This is a genomic window from Salinibacter altiplanensis, assembly GCF_002894645.1.
Taxonomy (GTDB): domain Bacteria; phylum Bacteroidota; class Rhodothermia; order Rhodothermales; family Salinibacteraceae; genus Salinibacter; species Salinibacter altiplanensis.
Genome location: NZ_NCQY01000002.1, coordinates 386,424 through 403,253 on the forward strand (window position 1 = coordinate 386,424; position 16,830 = coordinate 403,253).

The 16,830-nt window shown below is 64.8% G+C and carries 17 protein-coding genes; 8 read left to right on the top strand and 9 right to left on the bottom strand.

Going from position 1 to position 16,830, the window contains the following annotated elements:
• Nucleotides 1-7 precede the first annotated feature (7 nt).
• Nucleotides 8-1,684 (bottom strand): helix-hairpin-helix domain-containing protein, encoded by a 1,677-nt coding sequence (locus B7R93_RS01755; protein ID WP_103019112.1) that lies wholly within the window; start codon nucleotides 1,682-1,684, stop codon nucleotides 8-10.
• 560 nt (nucleotides 1,685-2,244) lie between these two features.
• On the opposite strand from B7R93_RS01755, the gene B7R93_RS01760 reads away from it, so the two are divergent.
• The 7 genes from B7R93_RS01760 to B7R93_RS01790 all read left to right on the top strand — a co-directional run bounded on the left by B7R93_RS01760 (nucleotide 2,245) and on the right by B7R93_RS01790 (nucleotide 7,162).
• Entirely contained in the window at nucleotides 2,245-2,991 is a 747-nt protein-coding gene (locus tag B7R93_RS01760) for a MotA/TolQ/ExbB proton channel family protein (protein ID WP_103019113.1), read from the top strand.
• 102 nt (nucleotides 2,992-3,093) lie between these two features.
• Nucleotides 3,094-3,375 (top strand): hypothetical protein, encoded by a 282-nt coding sequence (locus tag B7R93_RS01765; RefSeq protein WP_103019114.1) that lies wholly within the window; start codon nucleotides 3,094-3,096, stop codon nucleotides 3,373-3,375.
• A 52-nt stretch (nucleotides 3,376-3,427) separates the two neighbouring features.
• Complete coding sequence (locus tag B7R93_RS01770; protein WP_103019115.1) at nucleotides 3,428-4,036, top strand: ExbD/TolR family protein; 609 nt, start codon at nucleotides 3,428-3,430, stop codon at nucleotides 4,034-4,036.
• 73 nt (nucleotides 4,037-4,109) lie between these two features.
• Entirely contained in the window at nucleotides 4,110-4,571 is a 462-nt protein-coding gene (locus B7R93_RS01775; RefSeq protein ID WP_103019116.1) for an ExbD/TolR family protein, read from the top strand.
• A gap of 150 nt (nucleotides 4,572-4,721) precedes the next feature.
• Entirely contained in the window at nucleotides 4,722-5,744 is a 1,023-nt protein-coding gene (locus B7R93_RS01780) for an isocitrate/isopropylmalate dehydrogenase family protein (protein ID WP_103019117.1), read from the top strand.
• A 22-nt stretch (nucleotides 5,745-5,766) separates the two neighbouring features.
• The gene (locus B7R93_RS01785; protein WP_103019118.1) at nucleotides 5,767-6,192 is read left to right on the top strand and encodes a DUF4293 family protein; all 426 of its coding nucleotides are present in this window, start codon (nucleotides 5,767-5,769) and stop codon (nucleotides 6,190-6,192) included.
• A gap of 25 nt (nucleotides 6,193-6,217) precedes the next feature.
• A complete protein-coding gene (locus B7R93_RS01790; RefSeq protein WP_103019119.1) occupies nucleotides 6,218-7,162 on the top strand; it encodes a DMT family transporter in 945 nt (314 codons plus the stop codon).
• Here the strand turns inward: B7R93_RS01790 and B7R93_RS01795 are convergent.
• Entirely contained in the window at nucleotides 7,130-8,173 is a 1,044-nt protein-coding gene (locus B7R93_RS01795; protein WP_103019120.1) for a glycosyltransferase family 2 protein, read from the bottom strand. The genes B7R93_RS01790 and B7R93_RS01795 overlap by 33 nt on opposite strands.
• A gap of 113 nt (nucleotides 8,174-8,286) precedes the next feature.
• Here B7R93_RS01795 and B7R93_RS01800 point away from each other — a divergent pair, with 113 nt between their 5' ends.
• Entirely contained in the window at nucleotides 8,287-10,236 is a 1,950-nt protein-coding gene (locus B7R93_RS01800) for a RecQ family ATP-dependent DNA helicase (protein ID WP_103019121.1), read from the top strand.
• A gap of 8 nt (nucleotides 10,237-10,244) precedes the next feature.
• Here B7R93_RS01800 and B7R93_RS01805 read toward each other — a convergent pair whose 3' ends face one another.
• The 7 genes from B7R93_RS01805 to trpD all read right to left on the bottom strand — a co-directional run bounded on the left by B7R93_RS01805 (nucleotide 10,245) and on the right by trpD (nucleotide 16,807).
• Nucleotides 10,245-10,670 (bottom strand): DUF4296 domain-containing protein, encoded by a 426-nt coding sequence (locus B7R93_RS01805; protein ID WP_103019122.1) that lies wholly within the window; start codon nucleotides 10,668-10,670, stop codon nucleotides 10,245-10,247.
• Entirely contained in the window at nucleotides 10,670-11,818 is a 1,149-nt protein-coding gene (locus B7R93_RS01810) for a DUF4837 family protein (RefSeq protein ID WP_103019123.1), read from the bottom strand. The genes B7R93_RS01805 and B7R93_RS01810 overlap by 1 nt, the downstream gene beginning before the upstream one ends.
• A 140-nt stretch (nucleotides 11,819-11,958) precedes the next feature.
• The gene (trpA, locus tag B7R93_RS01815) at nucleotides 11,959-12,801 is read right to left on the bottom strand and encodes a tryptophan synthase subunit alpha (RefSeq protein ID WP_103019124.1); all 843 of its coding nucleotides are present in this window, start codon (nucleotides 12,799-12,801) and stop codon (nucleotides 11,959-11,961) included.
• Between the two features lie 53 nt (nucleotides 12,802-12,854).
• Nucleotides 12,855-14,075 (bottom strand): tryptophan synthase subunit beta, encoded by a 1,221-nt coding sequence (gene trpB / locus B7R93_RS01820; protein WP_103019125.1) that lies wholly within the window; start codon nucleotides 14,073-14,075, stop codon nucleotides 12,855-12,857.
• An 80-nt stretch (nucleotides 14,076-14,155) separates the two neighbouring features.
• A complete protein-coding gene (locus B7R93_RS01825) occupies nucleotides 14,156-14,821 on the bottom strand; it encodes a phosphoribosylanthranilate isomerase (RefSeq protein ID WP_103019126.1) in 666 nt (221 codons plus the stop codon).
• A gap of 77 nt (nucleotides 14,822-14,898) precedes the next feature.
• Nucleotides 14,899-15,717, bottom strand: a complete 819-nt coding sequence (gene trpC / locus B7R93_RS01830; RefSeq protein WP_103019127.1) for an indole-3-glycerol phosphate synthase TrpC — start codon at nucleotides 15,715-15,717, stop codon at nucleotides 14,899-14,901.
• 55 nt (nucleotides 15,718-15,772) lie between these two features.
• The gene (gene trpD / locus B7R93_RS01835; protein ID WP_103019210.1) at nucleotides 15,773-16,807 is read right to left on the bottom strand and encodes an anthranilate phosphoribosyltransferase; all 1,035 of its coding nucleotides are present in this window, start codon (nucleotides 16,805-16,807) and stop codon (nucleotides 15,773-15,775) included.
• Between the last annotated feature and the right edge of the window lie 23 nt (nucleotides 16,808-16,830).

Here is a 16,830-nt window from a genome sequence, read left to right on the forward strand (position 1 = left end):
GGGGGCCCTACGGGCGAGCGTCCTCAAGCCACTGCTCAAAGGCGTTCAGGGACTTTGCATTGAGACACTGATCGGGCGTCAGCCAGCCCTTTCGGCCCACGGCCACGCCCCACGTCACGTAGTCGAGCTCCGAGATCGCATGGGCGTCTGGATTGACGGAGATGAGGACGCCGTGGTCAGTGGCGTGTCGAACCCAACGCCAGTCGAGGTCAAGCCGGTGCGGGTTGGCATTCAGTTCCAGGGCCACGTCGTGCTCGGCGCAGGCCTCAATCACGCGTTCGTGGTCGATAGGGTAGCCCTCTCGGCCGAGGAGGAGACGCCCCGTCGGGTGCCCGAGGATGCGGGTGTGTGGGGCCTCCACGGCACGGACGAGCCGTTCGGTTGCTTCATCCTCCGTCATGCTGAAGCCGGTATGGACGCTACCCACTACGAAATCAAAGGCGTCGAGGAGTTCACGCTCGTAGTCGAGCGATCCGTCCCGGAGAATATCGCTTTCGATGCCATGAAAAACGCGGAATGGGGGGGCACCGTCCGCGAGTTCGTCGTTGAGACGGGCCACCGCCTCATGCTGGTCGCGGACCTCCTCCGGCGACAGCCCGTCGGCGATTTGGAGCGACTGGCTGTGGTCGCAGATGCCGAAGTACGAGTAGCCGCGGTCCCGGGCCGCCACGGCCATTTCGCGCAGCGTGTGCGAGCCGTCGCTGTAGGTGGAGTGGTTGTGGAGGCAGCCGTCGAGGTCCTCCGTCGTGAGGAGCGCCGGCAGTTCGTCGTCGGCCGCCGCCCGGACTTCCCCCTGGCCTTCACGGAGGGCCGGCGGCACGAACGACAGTCCAACGGCGTGGTAGAGGGCATTCTCGTCGGGGTGGTCGCCGGGTGAGGAGGCACGTTCCGTGACTGCAGCACAGTGGTCGGAGGCACCGGTGGTGCGCCACCAGGCCGTCCCGAACCGATCCGGGGACGCGAGGTGCACCGCGACCGGCAGTCCTTCATTGAGGCGGCCGGTCACCACCGCATCCTCTTCCGAAGGGTCGTCGAGGCGCCCATCAAGCCACTTCGTCACCGACGTGGGGTTGGCGGTAGACACGAGCACATCGGCCCGTTCCATCGTTTCGGCACGGCGCCGGAGGGCACCAGTGGGCACGGCCCGGCCGACCGCGTCGAGGGCCCGAAGTGCCTCAAGAAACGGGCGGGTCGCTCCCCAGGCGTCGGCGAGGCGCCACTGGGCCTCGTAGCGCCGGAGCTGACGCACATTCTCCAAGATGTTCTGTTGCGTCTTGGCCCCGAAGCCGTCGAGGCTCATAATCCGGTCCGACTCCGCGGCCTGTTCCAGTTCATCGAGAGAGGCAATGCCGAGCTCCGTCCAGAGACGACGGGTTCGTTTCGTCCCCAGGCCGTTCACCCGCAAGACATCCATGAGGCCCGGCGGCACGGCGCTTTGCAACTCGTCCCGGAGCTCAAACGAGCCGCCGTGCACAATGTCGCCAATGTGATCTGCCATGCCGTCTCCGATTCCCGATGCCTCGACCAGGGTCTCTTCGGAGAGGCGTTTGGCGGCGGGCTCGTCGAGGTCTTGCAACGAGCGGGCGGCGCGGGAGAAGGCCCGGGCCCGGTGTGGGTTTCCACCCGTCAGCTCAAGTAGGTCCGCCGTTTCCTGTAAGAGTTGGGCAACCTCGTCGTTGCGCATGGACGTAGGGGGTTGAGAAAGAGGGCATGGTGGCGGCCGCAGGACGTTCGTAATATACCCGCCCGTCAAATTGATTCCAATGAAGGCCTGCGGGAATTTCCGGGCCCGCACGCGAAGACTCGTCACCCGGGGCAAAATCGCGGCGGAGACGAGTGGAGTGGAACCCTGTGCGGTCGGGTCATTTGAGAACAGGGGTTCAAATTCTTCCCCCGTACAGAATTTTCGCACTGTCCCCGACACTGTGTGCCCGCATTCTTCCCCTTTCGTTCACGAAAAGCGAAGGCGAAATCCGGGGGGGCAGAGGAGTTCGCCAATCCCGCCCTTTGACAACCTCTCCTGGGCTGTGTATACTGGGCAATTGTGAAGCAGAGTCTACGAATCTGCCTGAATGCCTGTCGTTGTTTGCGTTGATTTGAGACTGTCTTGTGGGCCCGCCAGACGCTGCTGGGCAGCGCTGAGGGCCGCCTCCCGGCCAGGCCACCGCGGGACGTGAGTCCCAGTCTCCCATCCCCACACCTGAATTTCACCCTCCAACAGACTCGACTGAGCACTAGCCACTTATGGTCATCCTGGATAAGCTGTCGGTTCACCTTCTCCTCCTGCTGCCCCAACAGTCCGGCGGAAGTGGTGCCATCAATGCCCTCGTGGAACGCTTCAACGAGGGCGGGGAGTGGATGTGGCCCGTTCTCATCTGCCTCATCATTGGGCTTGCGATCTCGTTTGAGCGCATCATCTCGCTGAACCGTGCCGACATCAACACGCAGGCGTTCTTGCAGCGCGTGAAGGAGGCCCTTGACGAGGGGGGGATTCCGGCGGCCGAGGAAGAATGCGCAAGCACGCGGGGCCCCGTTGCGTCTGTCTTTCAAGCCGGGCTGCTTCGGGCCGATGAAGGCATCGACGCCGTGGAGGAGGCGGTCGTCTCGTACGGCTCCATCGAGATGAGCTTCTTGGAGCGTGGACTGGTCTGGCTCTCGCTCTTCATCAGCGTCGCGCCGATGCTTGGTTTCCTCGGAACTGTTATCGGAATGATCGAGGCCTTCGACTCGATCGAGCAGGCCGGCGACATTTCCCCACGGCTCGTGGCCGGTGGAATTAAGGTTGCGCTCCTGACCACCGCCTTCGGACTGATCGTGGCGGTCATTCTCCAGTTCTTCTACAACTACGCCGTGTCGAAGATCGACCGACTGGTGGCCGAAATGGAGGACGCATCCATCGAGCTGGTCGACGCGCTCGTGGCCCTGGACCGGGGCGAGTCCGCTACGGCCGAGAAGTCGATTCCCGAAAGTGTTGGCGAACGAGAAGAGTAGGACTGCGAACGGCCCTCTGTGCCCCCGTCCTTGGGGGCGACAGGGGCCTTCCCCAGTGTCACTCTTCTCTCTTTTTCCAACGATAGACGGACAGACCTTTTTATGAGTCAGAATGCCATTCTTCCCATTGCCATCTGGGCTGCCATTGCTCTCGCCGGGCTCAGCCTTCTCGGGATGGGCATCTTCGGCCTTCGCAGTCTCGTGTACGGCAAGGTGCAGCCCCTCAGCATTGCCATCATTGCCATTCCCGGGGTTCTGATGGCGGTTCTTGGGTCGACCATGGAGACGTGGGTACAGGCGGGCATATATACCCTCGCTGTGATGTTTGGGTTGGCCGCCCTCAGTCTCTTGCTCACAGGGCTGCGCAAGCTCTTTGTGATGTAGCCGCCCTCCCTTGATACCGCACTGAACTGTCCCCTGGTAGCGATCTCAAATTATGCCTGGACTGCTAGAGAAGCGGCGCAGTGACCGAGACGAAGGGACCATCCCGACCGCGGGGATGGCGGACATCGCCTTCCTGCTGCTTATTTTCTTCCTGGTGACCACGACGATTAACGTCGATACCGGGATCGGCATGACCCTGCCGCCCAAGCTCAAACCGGAACAGAAGCCCCCGCCGGTCAAGGAGCGCAACCTTATGAACGTGCTGGTGAACGCCAGCGGGGACGTGCTGGTTGATGAGGAGCGGGCTCGGGTCGCTGAAATTCGTGACCGCGTGAAGACCCACGTGCTCAACTTTGGGGAAGACCCGAGCCTCTCCGCGAGCCCGGACGACGCGGTGATCTCGATCAAAACGGATGCCGCAACGCCCTACAACACCTACATTGAGGTGCTGGACGAGGTGTGGATGTCCTACCGTGAGATCTGGGACCAAATTGCCCGGACGAATCGACTGCCGGGACCCGACGGGGGAACGGCGGGGCTTGAACAGACCTATTCCAGCTACCGAGAATATTACAACCAGCTCGGCCCGGACGAGGACAACCAGATCCGAGACACCTTCGGTGCTCAAATCTCGATCGCTGAGCCCGACACTGGCGAGTAGGGGGCTTGCCTCCTGCATGGAGAGCCCCCGCAGCCCTCGCTCATGTGCCCTTCATCATTGACACCTCCTTCTCATGGCGTCGCAGAAGTTTCAACGGGGAAGTTCGAGTACGGAGCCGGAGTTCACGACGGCCTCGCTCCCGGACATTGTCTTCATGCTGCTGATCTTCTTTATGGTGGCGACGGTGCTCCGAGAGACGGACATCAAGGTCCGCACCCAGCTTCCACAGGCGGAAGCCCTGACGAAGATCGACCAGAAGCGGCTCATTTCGAAGCTCCACATCGGCCCGCTCAAGCGAGGCGAGAATCAGGGCGATACCGCCATTCAGATTGATGACGCCTTGATCGAAGACCAGCGGACCATCCGGCAGATCATGTACAGGAAACTGCAGGAGCAGCCGAAGCTGATTGTGTCCCTGAAGGTAGATCAGGAATCTGAGATGCAGATCGTCAACGAAGTGCAGCAGGAACTCCGGGAGGCCAACGCCCTCCGCATCAACTATTCGTCGAACCGCGAGGGCCCACCCCCGTCTTGATCCTCTACGCTCCTAACACGAAAAGGCTCTGCTTCCCGGCAGGGCTTTTTTGTTTGGCCCGGTCTGTCTCTGACGCCCAGCGCTCGATGAGGGGGGAATACTCAAATCTCATCACTTCCTTCTTCCTAACTCCCAACGACCTTCCCACCTATGGCTCATCAACTTACCCTGCTTCCCGGCGACGGCATCGGCCCCGAAGTCACTGAGGCGACGACCCAAGTCATTGAAGCCGCCGGTGTCGACATCGAGTGGGACCGCCATCGCGTCATCGGCGCGAAGGCGGTGGAACGCGGGCGTCCCGCCCTGCCGCCCGACATCATTGATTCTATTCAGGAACGCGGCACGGCCCTCAAAGGCCCTGTCACGACGCCGGTGGGGCAAGGGTTTACGAGTGTCAACGTCCAACTCCGCCAGCGCCTGGACCTGTACTCGAACGTCCGGCCGGCTACCAGCATGGAGGGCCTGGACACGCCCTTCGACGATGTCGATCTGATTATCTTCCGCGAAAACACGGAGGGCCTCTACTCCGGCATTGAGTACTACGACGAGCGGCTCGACATTGCGGACTCGATTGCGCGTGTCACCAAGCGAGGGGCCGAGCGCATCATCCGGTTCTGTTTCGAGTACGCACAGGCCCATGGGCGTGACCGTGTCACGCTTGCTCACAAGGCCAATATTTTGAAGAAGACGTCGGGACTCTTCCTCGACATTGGCCGAGATGTGGCGGCGGAATACTCGGACATCGCGTTCGAGGACAGCATCATCGACAACCTGTGCATGCAGCTCGTCACCAATCCGGAGAACTACGACTGCATCGTCTCGACGAATCTCTTCGGTGACATTCTGAGTGACCTGACGGCCGGCCTTGTTGGGGGGCTTGGGGTGACGCCGGGGGCAAACATCGGAGACGACCTGGCCGTCTTCGAGGCGGTCCATGGGAGCGCGCCGGACATTGCGGGCCAGAACGTGGCGAACCCGACGGCGATGACCCGAACAGCGGCGATGATGCTTCAGCACATTGGCGAGGAAGAGGCGGCCGCAGCAATTGAACAGTCCCTCTTTGCCATGTACCGGGACGGCGACGTGCTGACGCAGGATGTGGGTGGGGACGCCTCCACGTCCGAGTTTGCGGACGCCCTCTCGGATCGAGTGGCAAACCGCGTCGACGCATAGCCGACTGCCTGACCCGATTTCTATGATTCAACGCATCCAAACGGTGTACTTGCTCCTCGGCGTCCTTGTCCTGGCGGCGATGGGAGGATTCGAGGTTCCGTGGAGCGACCCGGCCGCGCAGCGCTACGCCTGGTTTGTGCCATCGGTCGCTGGGCTGCTCGTGGGAACTGCCGGGACGGCGCTCGGGGCAATCTTCCTCTACGAGCGGCGAAAGACCCAGCGGACAGTTGTGTACGGGGTTCAACTGCTCACCCTCGTACTGGCAGGAGTGCTGTACGGTGGACTGTACACGACCGGCACCCTCACCTTTGCCGACCCGACGGGTATCCTGTGGGGCCGGACGGTCGTGTTGCTGCTCCCCATCGTCGCGTACGTCCTGTTTCGGCTGGCGCGCCGGGGAATTGAAAACGACATCGACCTCGTGGAGTCGATGGATCGGATCCGGTAGCCGCTACGCCCTTCCGCCCCTTTTCATGTCCGACTGGCCCCGCCGGATCTATGTTGTTCTGGGCCTCGGCGTCGTCAGCTTCGCGTTTGCGCCCATCCTGGTGCGCTGGGCCGGGGATGTGCCGGGCGTGGCCATTGCGGTGTGGCGCACCGTGACGGCGGCGGCGGTGCTGGTCCCGGTTGCGGCGGTCCGGAGCCGGTCAGAAATGCGCCGGTTTGCGAGCCGAGATGTGCTGCTGATCGGGGCGGCGGGTGTGTTCTTGGGACTCCACTTCATCGCGTGGATTGAGTCGCTGTCCCACACGACGGTGGCCAGCGCATCGGTGCTGGTCACGACGAGTCCGATCATCCTGGCCGTCCTTGGCTACGCCGTGCTGGGGGAGCGGCTGCGCCGGAGAACTGTGCTCGCCATTGGCGTGGCGGTCGGGGGGGCTGGGCTCATTGGCTGGGCCGATGCGGGGACGGTTGCCCTAGGCCAGGGGGCGCTGCTGGGCAACGCGCTGGCGCTGAGTGGGGCGCTTCTGGTGAGCGTCTATCTGCTGATTGGGCGGGTCGTCCGTCAGAAGGTGTCTTGGCTGGCGTACGTGACGCCCCTGTACACGGTGGCGGCGCTGACGGCCTTGGCGGCCGCCATCCTCCGGGGCGTCCCGCTACTGGGCTACTCGTGGCACTTCTACGCGCTCTGTGTCGGGCTTGCCCTCGGGCCGCAGGTGCTGGGGCACGGGTCGTTCAACTACGCCCTCCAGCACGTGCCGGCCGCCATCGTGGGCATGCTGGCGCTCCTGGAGCCGGTGGGGGCATCGCTCCTGGCGTACGGACTGTTTGGCGAAGTCCCCCCGCCGGCCTCGATTGTGGGCATGGGGGGGGTTCTGGCTGCGGTGGCGGTCGTCGTCTGGCGGCGCGAGGGGGAGCCCGAAGCGTCCGCCGACCCGGCGCACTCAGGCGCGGTCGCCCGGCAGGACGAAGCGTGAATCCGGAAGGGCCGCGAAGGCGCGTCGGCCCCAGAGGAAATAGTCGACGGGCACCAGGCCCCGGTAGAAGGGCAGGACCGTTGTCTCGGCGGAGGGAGGACGGGTGTCGTGGTAGTGCCGTCGCATGCGGAACGCGTCCCGGTAGGCCCGCAGGATGGCGCTGGCCTCCCGGCCCCGTCCCTGGGCCAGTACGCGTCCGAGGGCCGCCACGTCGCAGGCGATCCGAAGCGGCAGGGTTCTCCGCCACGCCGACGGGGAAAGGTTCTTGTAGAGCATGAGCAGGCTGTTCCGGTAGTTGTAGTAGGTCTTCCGGGGGGACGACTGTGGAAGCGATGCGCCGCCGATGTGGTACACCGTGCTCTTGGGGGCGACGCGGACCCGGTAGCCGTGTCGCCACAGCCGCCAGCACAGGTCAATCTCCTCCATGTGCATCTCGAACCGTTCGTCGAGGGGCCCGACCTCGTCCAGGGCCGAGTGCCGGAGCAGAAGGGCCGCGCCGGTGGCCCAAAAGACATCGCGTGGGTCGTCGTACTGTCCCCGATCGCGTTCCATGGTGTCGAACAGCCGGCCCCGAGTGAAGGGGTAGCCCGCACGGTCCAGAAAGCCGCCGGCGGCCCCGGCGTACTCGAACCGGCTCCGATCATCGTACTGGAGCATCTTGGGCTGCACGGCAGCGACATCGGGCCGCTCGGTGGCCGCTGCCACGAGCGGATCGAGCCAGTCCGGGGGGACCTCCACATCATTGTTCAAGAGCACCACAAACTCGCCGGAGGCGTGGGGCAGGGCGGCGTTGTTGCCGCGGCAGAACAGCCAGTTGTCGGGGTGACGAACGATCTTGACGTTCGGGTATTCGCGGGCGACCCAGGCTGCGGTGCCGTCCGTCGAGGCGTTGTCGGCAAGGATGATCTCGAAGTTTGGGTACTCGGTCGCTACGACGGAGGGAAGGCACGCCTGCACCAGTTCCTTTGCGTTCCACGTGACGATGATGATGGACACTGGCGGGGCAGACATGAGAGGGGCGACCTACGGCTGAGATGCATCGTGAAGAGAACGAACGCTGAGTCCGGCCAAACATAATAGCTGACCGTGGAAAATGGAATCTGATTTGAGAACACCCTCCGTTCATGCCCAGTCTGTCGTCCCATTCGATTGAGGAGGCCCGCCGGGCGATGCAGCGTCGATGGGGACACGAGGCGTTCCGGCCGGGCCAGGAGGCGGTGTTGGAATCGCTTCTGGAAGGGCAAGACGTGCTGGGCGTGATGCCGACGGGAGGCGGAAAGTCCTTGTGCTACCAGCTTCCCGCTGTTCTTGCAGACGGCTTTGTGCTCGTCGTCTCACCGCTCATTGCGCTGATGCAAGATCAGGTGGAGGCGCTCCAAGCAGAGGGCATCGCCGCCACGTTCATTAACAGCACCCTGCCCGGCTACAAGGTCGAGCAGCGCTGGACGAACGCAGAGTACGGGCAGTATGATCTGGTCTACATGGCTCCCGAGCGGTTCTCCACGGAGGTGTTTCAGGCCCGAGCGGAGCGGCTGGACGTGTCGCTCATGGCGGTCGACGAGGCCCACTGCGTGAGCGAATGGGGGCATCACTTTCGCCCCGACTACCTCGAAATCCCCGATGCCCGAGAGCACCTGGGGATGCCCCCCACCGTGGCCCTCACGGCCACGGCGACCCCGACGGTTCGTCAGGACATTCTCGAGCTGCTCGCCCTTCCGGACGCCGTCGAAGTAGTGCGAGGATTCGACCGCCCAAACATTACGTGGTCTGTGTTCCGCACCGATCAAAAGTGGGCACGGCTCCGCGCGGTCGTCGACGCGGTGCCGGGAACGGGGATTGTGTACGTGCCCACGCGCCGAGACGCAGACCGGTGGCAAAAGCGCCTCGATGCACACGGCGTTACTGCGGCGGGGTATCACGGTGGATTGGGCGCGGAGACCCGCGAACGCCGTCAGCAGGCCTGGATCGACGACGACGTGCGGGTGATGGTGGCGACCAACGCCTTCGGCATGGGAATCGACAAGCCCGATGTGCGCTTCGTCGTGCACATGGCCCCTCCGTCGTCGCTGGAGGGCTACTATCAGGAGGCAGGCCGGGCCGGGCGCGACGGAAAGAAGGCCCACGCGGTGCTTCTGTACCAGCCCACCGACGCCGACACGCAGACCGCGCTCATCGAGGCGTCACACCCGACGGCCGAGGAGGTGCGGATGGTCTACGACGCGGTCTGTAGCGTGGGCCAGGTTCCGGTGGGGAGCGAGCCGGATGGGCCGCTCGCCGTGCGTCTCGACGCTGTGTTGAAGACGACTGGCTTCTCACGGACGAAGGTTCGGACCGCCGTCGATCTGGTCGATCGGCAGGGAGCCTGGACGCGCCTGCCCCGGCGCAAACACTTCGGGCTCTTGCGGTTTTCGACGTCGGCCCGAGAGGCACGTGAGTACGCCGATGCGGTGGGCAACCGGGCGCTGGCGAAGTTTGTGCGGATCTTGCTCCGAACGATTCACGCCGACGCATTTGGGAAGTGGTGGCCGCTCGACCTACGGGCCGTCGAACGCCGGGTGGACCTGTCTCGGGACCGTCTTCGTGCTGGGCTGCGCTACCTTGAGGGGCAGGGGCTGCTCCACTGGCGGCCGCCAGGGGCAGCCCTGCAGGTGGAGCTTTCATTCCCGCGCGCGTCGAAGCTGCCCGTAGACGATCAGGCCGTTCAGAGCGCGCGTCAGCGAGCCGAAACGCGGCTTCAGTACATGCTCCGTTATGCCCGATCAGTGGCCTGTCGGCGCTGGGTCCTACGTACGTACTTCGGCGAAGAGGCCGATCAGCAGTGCGGGGCGTGTGACGTATGTCTCGGGCGGCATCAGCCAACGGCCATCACTCCCGAGGACGAGCCGCTTCTCCGTCGCATCTTGGAGCAAGCGGCGGCGTCGGTCCCGCGAGAAGAGTGGAGGGGGGAGCTGTCGGCGCCTCCCCATCGGATCGAAGAGCTCGTGGAGTGGCTCGTTGCGGAAGACTATCTGGCCGTCAAGAATCCGTTGGACGGGGCAGTTCGGCTCACAGAAAAAGCCGAGAACTGGCTTTGAAAGAGCAGCTACGGAGTGTCCGGTGGGTCCTGAGAGCGACCTTGGAGAGAATCGGGGATGTTCTGGGGCTTGGAGCGGCGCCGGTTCGGAGACCGCAGGGCCTGAAGCGTGTCGATCACGATCTGGTACATCGCCTCCAGACGGTTCGGCCGGCGGGTGTAATGCCGAAGGGCGGCCTCAAACTCGGATGGCTTCACGTTGTACCGTGCGAAAATCGAGTCCCGAAGGCCCGGTGGTGTCGCCACGTCCCGGGACTGTCGGGAGGAAGCCACGTGCAACTCCGTTAGCACGCGCGTGAACGTACTGTCTGGGAGGGGCTCGTCGCCGGTCGAAACCGCCGAACATCCCATCAGCAGGCCCAGGCCGACGACTGCTCCGAACAGGCCCCAGTGCAGGGGGGAAGCCGACCGCACGGAAAAGGACACGGTAGGCATTACTTTGCGGCGGTTGGCGACGCGTCTGGCGGGCGGTCTCCCTCTGCGGTCCGGAAGGTACGGGCCATGACCTCCATCTGCCGAAGGAGGTCGAGCTTGTCGTTGTCAGGGGCAAAGATCGATCCGTCCAGCATGTACACCCGATCCGTGGCCTGGTCGTAGAAGGTGTAGTTCACGAAGGGACCGCCGCCCCCGACGGGCTGAAGGTCGCCGCCTTCGTCGAGCGGGGCCACCATGTACCACAGGCCGCGCGAGTCGTACGCGTATCGGTCTAGAAACGAGCGCTGTTCGGTTTCAAGGGGGCGTCGGTAGTCCACCCTCACAAACCCCTGCACGTTGCCCCGAAGGTGGCGCCGCGTGAGCGAGTCGCGGGTGTTGTAGATCCACTCGGGAGTGATCTGGTCGGGGCTGACGTCCTCGACGTAGTAGACGAAAAACTCGCGTCGCGTCTGGGCCAAGAGGCGCCGAAGCCAGACGAATCCCTCCGATCCGGTCGTGGTATCGACGGCAATCTGAAAGTCCGACTGCATGTTCACGGCAAAGTCGTGGCGCCGCAGGAGGGTATCCTCAAGCGCCGCCCGGCGATCCTCGTCGTACATGTTCCGGTCCATGCGCTGAAGGGTTGCCTCCGTGAACGTGTCCCGGATCTTCGGGCCCTGGGTCTGAAACGTCTCGGCGAGCGCGTCCGGGCCGGCCGCCGCAACGTAGTAGATGCGTTGGCTGCGCCGCCACAGGTTCGGCTTGGAGACCACAGCAGTCTGGCCATTCCGGATGGCTTGCTCCGCCTCGCCCGAGAGGCGCCGTCGCAGAAACGAGGTTTCGTTCGTCGAGTCGCTGAGGGGAGCTGCGATGATGACGTTCTTCAGGTCCTGAACCCGCTCGTATGTACGCTCGTCGGTCAGCTCCAGGTGGCGCAGTTGAAAAGAGCGCTCCGAAACCGGCAGGGTCTCGACCCAGGGCGTGACGTTTGTGCGCAACGCCTCGCCGGCGGGGCCCGTCCAGTGCGAGCTGTCCATGACGACGGTAATCTCGCCCTCCGGGCCCACGGCGCGCGGACGGTAGTCGCCCTCACACCCGGTAACAAGGAGCAGACCGGCGAGCAGCGCGCCTACGGGAAGCCAGCACAGGTCGGCAAGAGAACGGCGCATAGAAGAGAAGGGCTTGAAGGCTCAGGCGAGGCGGGAAGCACCTCTACACGTTTGAATGCGCGAATTGCTCCGGAAGCACAGAGAGTCCGATGCTGGCGGCCCGGCCCCACCACGCCGGCACAGAATAGAGCGCCCGTCGCTCAGCCCTGTGCGGGACGGGGCGGAGGCGCCGGGGCGGGGGCGCCGGACTTGAGATGACGCGCGAACGCCTCCACCTCGTCGAGTCGGTCCGGTACGGACTGTTCGGGGGGCTCCCAGAGGGCCGCAACGTGGTTGATGAGGGCGGAGCCGACAATGAAACCATCGGTGTGTCGGCTGAGCTCCATCGCGTCGTCGTGGGTCTTGATGCCAAAGCCGACGAGGAGGGGATTTCGGTCCACGAGATCCTCGGCGTGCATCAGGTACTCCTCCACGCTGGGCGTCTCGGCCAGGTCACTGCCCGTGAGGCCGGTCACGCTCACCGCGTACACGAAGCCCGTCGCCCGTTGGTCGACGACACGGATCCGGTCGTCGGAGGTGTTGGGGGCAATCAGGAAGACCAGGTCAAGGCCGTGGGCGGCGGCCGCGTCGCAGAGCGCGTCGCTTTCCTGCGGGGGGAGGTCCGGAAGGATGAGCCCATCGACCCCGGCCTTCGCCGCGTCTCGACAAAAGCCATCGACCCCATACTTGAACACCGGGTTGACGTAGCCCATGAGCAGGAGGGGCGTGTCGCTGTCCTCCCGAAATGCCTCGACGGTGTGGAGGGTGTCGCCCAGCGTAACGTCGTGGGAGAGGGCCTGGGCGCTGGCTCGTTGGATGGGACGCCCCTCGGCCAACGGATCGCTGAAGGGCATGCCCAACTCGATGAAGTCCGCTCCCCCGCGGTCGATTGCGTGGAGGAGGGGGACGGTCGCGTCGGGATTTGGAAAGCCGTCCGTCAGGAAGAGCCCCATGGCTTTGTCGTCAGGGCCAAGGGCTTCGAACGTTTCGTCGAGTCGGGACATGGCGGTTGGGACGAGACAAGAGACGACGTGAAGGGAGGCCGGAGCGGCCGCGGTTACCGGTGCGCGGCGATGGTCTGCATGTCTTTGTCGCCCCGGCCGGAGCAGTTGAAGACGAGCACGGCGTCTTCCCCTCGCTCTTCGGCCAGATTTCGTGCCAGCTCAGGCAGAAGGGCGACGGCGTGGGCCGTCTCGAGTGCCGGAATGATGCCTTCCGTGCGGGACAGCAGCTCCACTCCATCCAGGGCCTCGTCGTCGGTCACCGGGTGGTACGTGACGCGTCCCTCGTCGCGCAGATGGGCATGCTCGGGGCCCACCCCAGGGTAGTCGAGACCGGCGGAGAGCGAGTGGGCGAGGCTCACCTGGCCGGTGTCGTCCTGCAACAGGTAGCTCATCGCCCCGTGCAGCACGCCCGGCGAGCCCTCGGCGAGGGTGGCGGCGTGGTCGCCGTCGAGGCCGCCGCCTGCCGCCTCGGTCCCGTGCAGCTGCACCTCGGGGTCGTCGAGAAAGGGGTGGAAAATGCCGATGGCGTTGGAGCCACCGCCCACGCAGGCCGCGATGGCATCCGGCGTCTCCCGACCGGTCTCCTCGCGCAGCTGACGGCGCGTTTCGGTCCCGATGACCCGATGAAAGTTGCGCACCATCATGGGGTAGGGGTGGGGGCCCACGACGGAGCCGATGATGTAGAACGTGTCGTCCGGGTTGGACACCCAGTCCCGAATGGCTTCGTTGGTGGCTTCCTTCAGGGTTTGGCTCCCCGAGGTCGCGGCCCGAACCTCCGCGCCGAGCAGCTCCATGCGCTCCACGTTCAGGCGCTGGCGCTCCATGTCCTCGGCCCCCATGTAGATCACACAGTCCACCCCAAACTTGGCGCAGACCGTGGCGGTGGCCACGCCGTGCTGCCCGGCCCCGGTTTCGGCGATGATGCGCTCCTTGCCCATGCGCGTCGCCAGCAGGATCTGGCCGAGCGTGTTGTTGATCTTGTGGGCGCCGGTGTGGCAGAGGTCCTCCCGCTTCGCGTAGATGCGGGCCCCACCGGCCTGTTCGGTCAGGCGGTCGCAGTAGGTGAGGGGCGTGGGCCGACCGGCGTAGTCCGCGAGGAGGGCGCGAAGGTCTGCCTGAAAGTCCGGGTCGTCCTTGTATGTGTCGTAGGCGGCCTTCAGCTCCTCCAGAACCGGGGTGAGGGTTTCCGGCACGTATGCGCCCCCGTACGAGCCGAAGTGGCCGTCGGTATCGGGCAGGGCATCCGGACGAGACGTCGTGGCGGGGGCAGACATGGCAGGAGGCTTTTGCGCGATAGGTACAGCGAGTAAGAACGCCGGTACACTTTTACGCGAAACGCGCGCCGGGGTCCGGACTAGGCGTCATGCGTTTCGGCTTCTTCCAACTCGTCCGCCGCGGCCTGGAAGGCGTCCATGAATGCATCGATCTTCTCAAAGCTCTTCTGCCCGGGAGCGGATTCGAGACTGCTCGACAGGTCGATCGCGAACGGGCGCATCGTCTCGAGCGCCCGGGCCACGTTCTCGGCGTTGAGACCGCCGGCAAGGAAGACCGGGTAGTCCTCGGCGAAGTCGCGGACGAGACGCCAGTTGAACGATTCGCCGGTGCCGCCCCACACGCTCGAATCGTGGGTGTCCAGCAGGAAGTATTCCGCCACGTCCTCGTAGCGCTCGAAGAGCGTCCGGAGCTGGTTTGGGGCCGCGTCGTGCCGCACGTGGATTGCCTTGATCACGGGGCAGTCGACCCGTTCGACGACGTGGGCGGGCTCTTGTCCGTGGAGCTGGGCCACCTCAAATCCGGCGGTCTCCACCGCCTCGTTGATGGTGTCGGCGCCGTCGTTTACAAACACCCCGACGGGCGCGGGGCCGTGCACCCATTCAATGATATCGTTGGCAAGGGCGGGCGGGGCGTAGCGTGGACTCTCCTCGTGCTGAATGAAGCCGAGGTAATCAGCCCCCGCGCCCGCCAGGTAGCGGGCATCTTCGAGTTCGGTGATGCCGCAGGCTTTGAGCTTAACTCCCATGGGACGTGACTGCGTGGGTGGCGAAAGCAGAAGAGAAAATAGACAAAACAAACGGTCGTCGCTTGGCCGGCACTCGGTTAGGCTCCGTCGGCCCGTTGGGCCGCAATCTTCTTGCCCTCGGCGCGGAGCTGGGAGAGCGCCTCGCCGGGATGCTCCGCGCGCATCAGGTGCTCGCCGATGAGGACGCCGTTGACACCGGCCTTTCGGAGGCGCACGAGCGTCTCGGGATCGCTCAGGCCACTCTCGGCCACGCGGCCTACGCCCTTCGGGGTCTGGTCGAAAATGCGGAGCGAATTTTCGATATCGACGTCGAAAGTGCGAAGGTCGCGGTTGTTCACCCCGAGGACATCCACCTGCTCCCAGCTGATCGTGTCGAGGTCCTCTTCCTCGTACACCTCCACGAGGCACGACAGCCCGAGCTCGGTGGCGGCGGCGTGCAGGTCGGCGAGCTGGCCCGGATCGAGGGCCGTCGCGATGAGCAAGACCGCGTCGGCGCCCACCGCCCGTGCCTCCACGAGCTGATACGGGTCGATAATGAAGTCCTTCCGCAGCAGCGGTGTGTCGGGCACATGGGCCCGGATCCAGGCCATGTGCTCCAGCGCCCCCGAAAAGTGAATTGGCTCGGTGAGCACACTGATCGCCGCCGCGTCGTGCTTGGCGTACTGCTGCGCAATGGCGGCGGGGTCAAACTTGTCCCGAATGACGCCCTTGGAGGGAGATGCCTTCTTGACTTCCGCGATGAACGAGAGCCCCCGCTCCTGCAGGGCCGTCGCGAGCGAGAGGGGCTCCCGCTCGTCATAGAACGGACGCTCCTTGAGTTCCGAAACGGGCGTCTCTCGTTTCCGCCGCTCCACGAGCTCGCGGGTGTCGCTGATAATGTCGTCCAGGATGCTCACGGTGAGAATGGGTTGGTGCTGAGGACGGGGAGGGGGCGCGGGCCATCTGTTGCCCTTACTCGGACTTGGCCCTCTTCGACACGCTGGCAAGGGTGTTGAGGGTTTCGAGGGCGGCCCCGGAGTCGATGCTCTCCGCCGCGGCCTCCTGGCAGGCGTCGAGGTCGGCGTACTGCCCACTGACGTGGAGCGCGTAGGCGGCGTTCAGCAACGCGATGTCCCGCCGAGGGCCCTGGTCCTCGCCGGACAAAATGTTGCGGAGGATAGCGGCATTGTCCCGGGCGGTCCCGCCTTCGAGGGCGGATATGGAGGACCGGTCCAGGTTGTGACTCTCCGGGCCGACCTCGTGACTCCGTGGGACCGGGTTTTGGTCCGTGGCGTCGTACTCGAAGAGCGTCGTGGGGGCGGAGACGCTGACCTCATCCAGCCCGTCGTCCGCGTGGAGCGTGATGACGTGGTCGGCGTCGAGCTCGGCGAGGATGCGCGCCATGGTCTGCGCCGTGCTCGTGTCGAAGGCGCCCACGATCTGGCGGGTGACGCCGGCCGGGTTGCAAAGGGGGCCGAGGATGTTGAAGAAGGTGCGGACGCCGAGCGCCTTGCGCACCGGCATCACGTGCCGCATGGCGGGATGAAAAAAGGGGGCGAACAGGAAGGCAATGCCGGCCTCGTGGAGGCACTGTTCCACGCCCTCCTTCTCGAGGTCGATTTGCACGCCGAGGGCCTCCAGCACGTCGGCGGAGCCGGACTGGGACGAGACGGAGCGGTTGCCATGCTTGGCCACGGTGGCCCCGGCCCCGGCGGCGATGAGGGACGCCGTGGTGGAGATGTTGAACGTGCTCGCCCCGTCGCCCCCAGTGCCGCAAAGGTCGATGGCACGAGGATCGTCGGTCTCTACGGAGACGGCAAACTCTCGCATGGTCTTCGTGAACCCGACCAGTTCGTCCAGCGTCTCCCCCCGGGTGCGGAGACCCATTAGAAGGGCGGCGATGTGCTCGTCGCGGGCGGAGCCGTTCATCATGGAGGCCATGGCCTCTTCGGCCTCTGCACGCGAGAGGGGATCGCCGTCGGCGATGGTTTGGAGAAAGGTGTTCACGGGCAGCAAGGAATTTCGAGGAG

What these genes read in the sequence shown, in the direction of transcription:
- B7R93_RS01780 (WP_103019117.1), top strand. Translation starts at nt 4,722, where the DNA reads ATGGCTCATCAACTTACCCTGCTTCCCGGCGACGGCATCGGCCCCGAA.
- B7R93_RS01755 (WP_103019112.1), bottom strand. Translation starts at nt 1,684, where the DNA reads ATGCGCAACGACGAGGTTGCCCAACTCTTACAGGAAACGGCGGACCTA.
- B7R93_RS01760 (WP_103019113.1), top strand. Translation starts at nt 2,245, where the DNA reads ATGGTCATCCTGGATAAGCTGTCGGTTCACCTTCTCCTCCTGCTGCCC.
- trpA (WP_103019124.1), bottom strand. Translation starts at nt 12,801, where the DNA reads ATGTCCCGACTCGACGAAACGTTCGAAGCCCTTGGCCCTGACGACAAA.
- B7R93_RS01765 (WP_103019114.1), top strand. Translation starts at nt 3,094, where the DNA reads ATGAGTCAGAATGCCATTCTTCCCATTGCCATCTGGGCTGCCATTGCT.
- trpB (WP_103019125.1), bottom strand. Translation starts at nt 14,075, where the DNA reads ATGTCTGCCCCCGCCACGACGTCTCGTCCGGATGCCCTGCCCGATACC.
- B7R93_RS01790 (WP_103019119.1), top strand. Translation starts at nt 6,218, where the DNA reads ATGTCCGACTGGCCCCGCCGGATCTATGTTGTTCTGGGCCTCGGCGTC.
- B7R93_RS01805 (WP_103019122.1), bottom strand. Translation starts at nt 10,670, where the DNA reads ATGCCTACCGTGTCCTTTTCCGTGCGGTCGGCTTCCCCCCTGCACTGG.
- B7R93_RS01795 (WP_103019120.1), bottom strand. Translation starts at nt 8,173, where the DNA reads ATGTCTGCCCCGCCAGTGTCCATCATCATCGTCACGTGGAACGCAAAG.
- B7R93_RS01770 (WP_103019115.1), top strand. Translation starts at nt 3,428, where the DNA reads ATGCCTGGACTGCTAGAGAAGCGGCGCAGTGACCGAGACGAAGGGACC.
- B7R93_RS01775 (WP_103019116.1), top strand. Translation starts at nt 4,110, where the DNA reads ATGGCGTCGCAGAAGTTTCAACGGGGAAGTTCGAGTACGGAGCCGGAG.
- B7R93_RS01825 (WP_103019126.1), bottom strand. Translation starts at nt 14,821, where the DNA reads ATGGGAGTTAAGCTCAAAGCCTGCGGCATCACCGAACTCGAAGATGCC.
- B7R93_RS01785 (WP_103019118.1), top strand. Translation starts at nt 5,767, where the DNA reads ATGATTCAACGCATCCAAACGGTGTACTTGCTCCTCGGCGTCCTTGTC.
- B7R93_RS01800 (WP_103019121.1), top strand. Translation starts at nt 8,287, where the DNA reads ATGCCCAGTCTGTCGTCCCATTCGATTGAGGAGGCCCGCCGGGCGATG.
- B7R93_RS01810 (WP_103019123.1), bottom strand. Translation starts at nt 11,818, where the DNA reads ATGCGCCGTTCTCTTGCCGACCTGTGCTGGCTTCCCGTAGGCGCGCTG.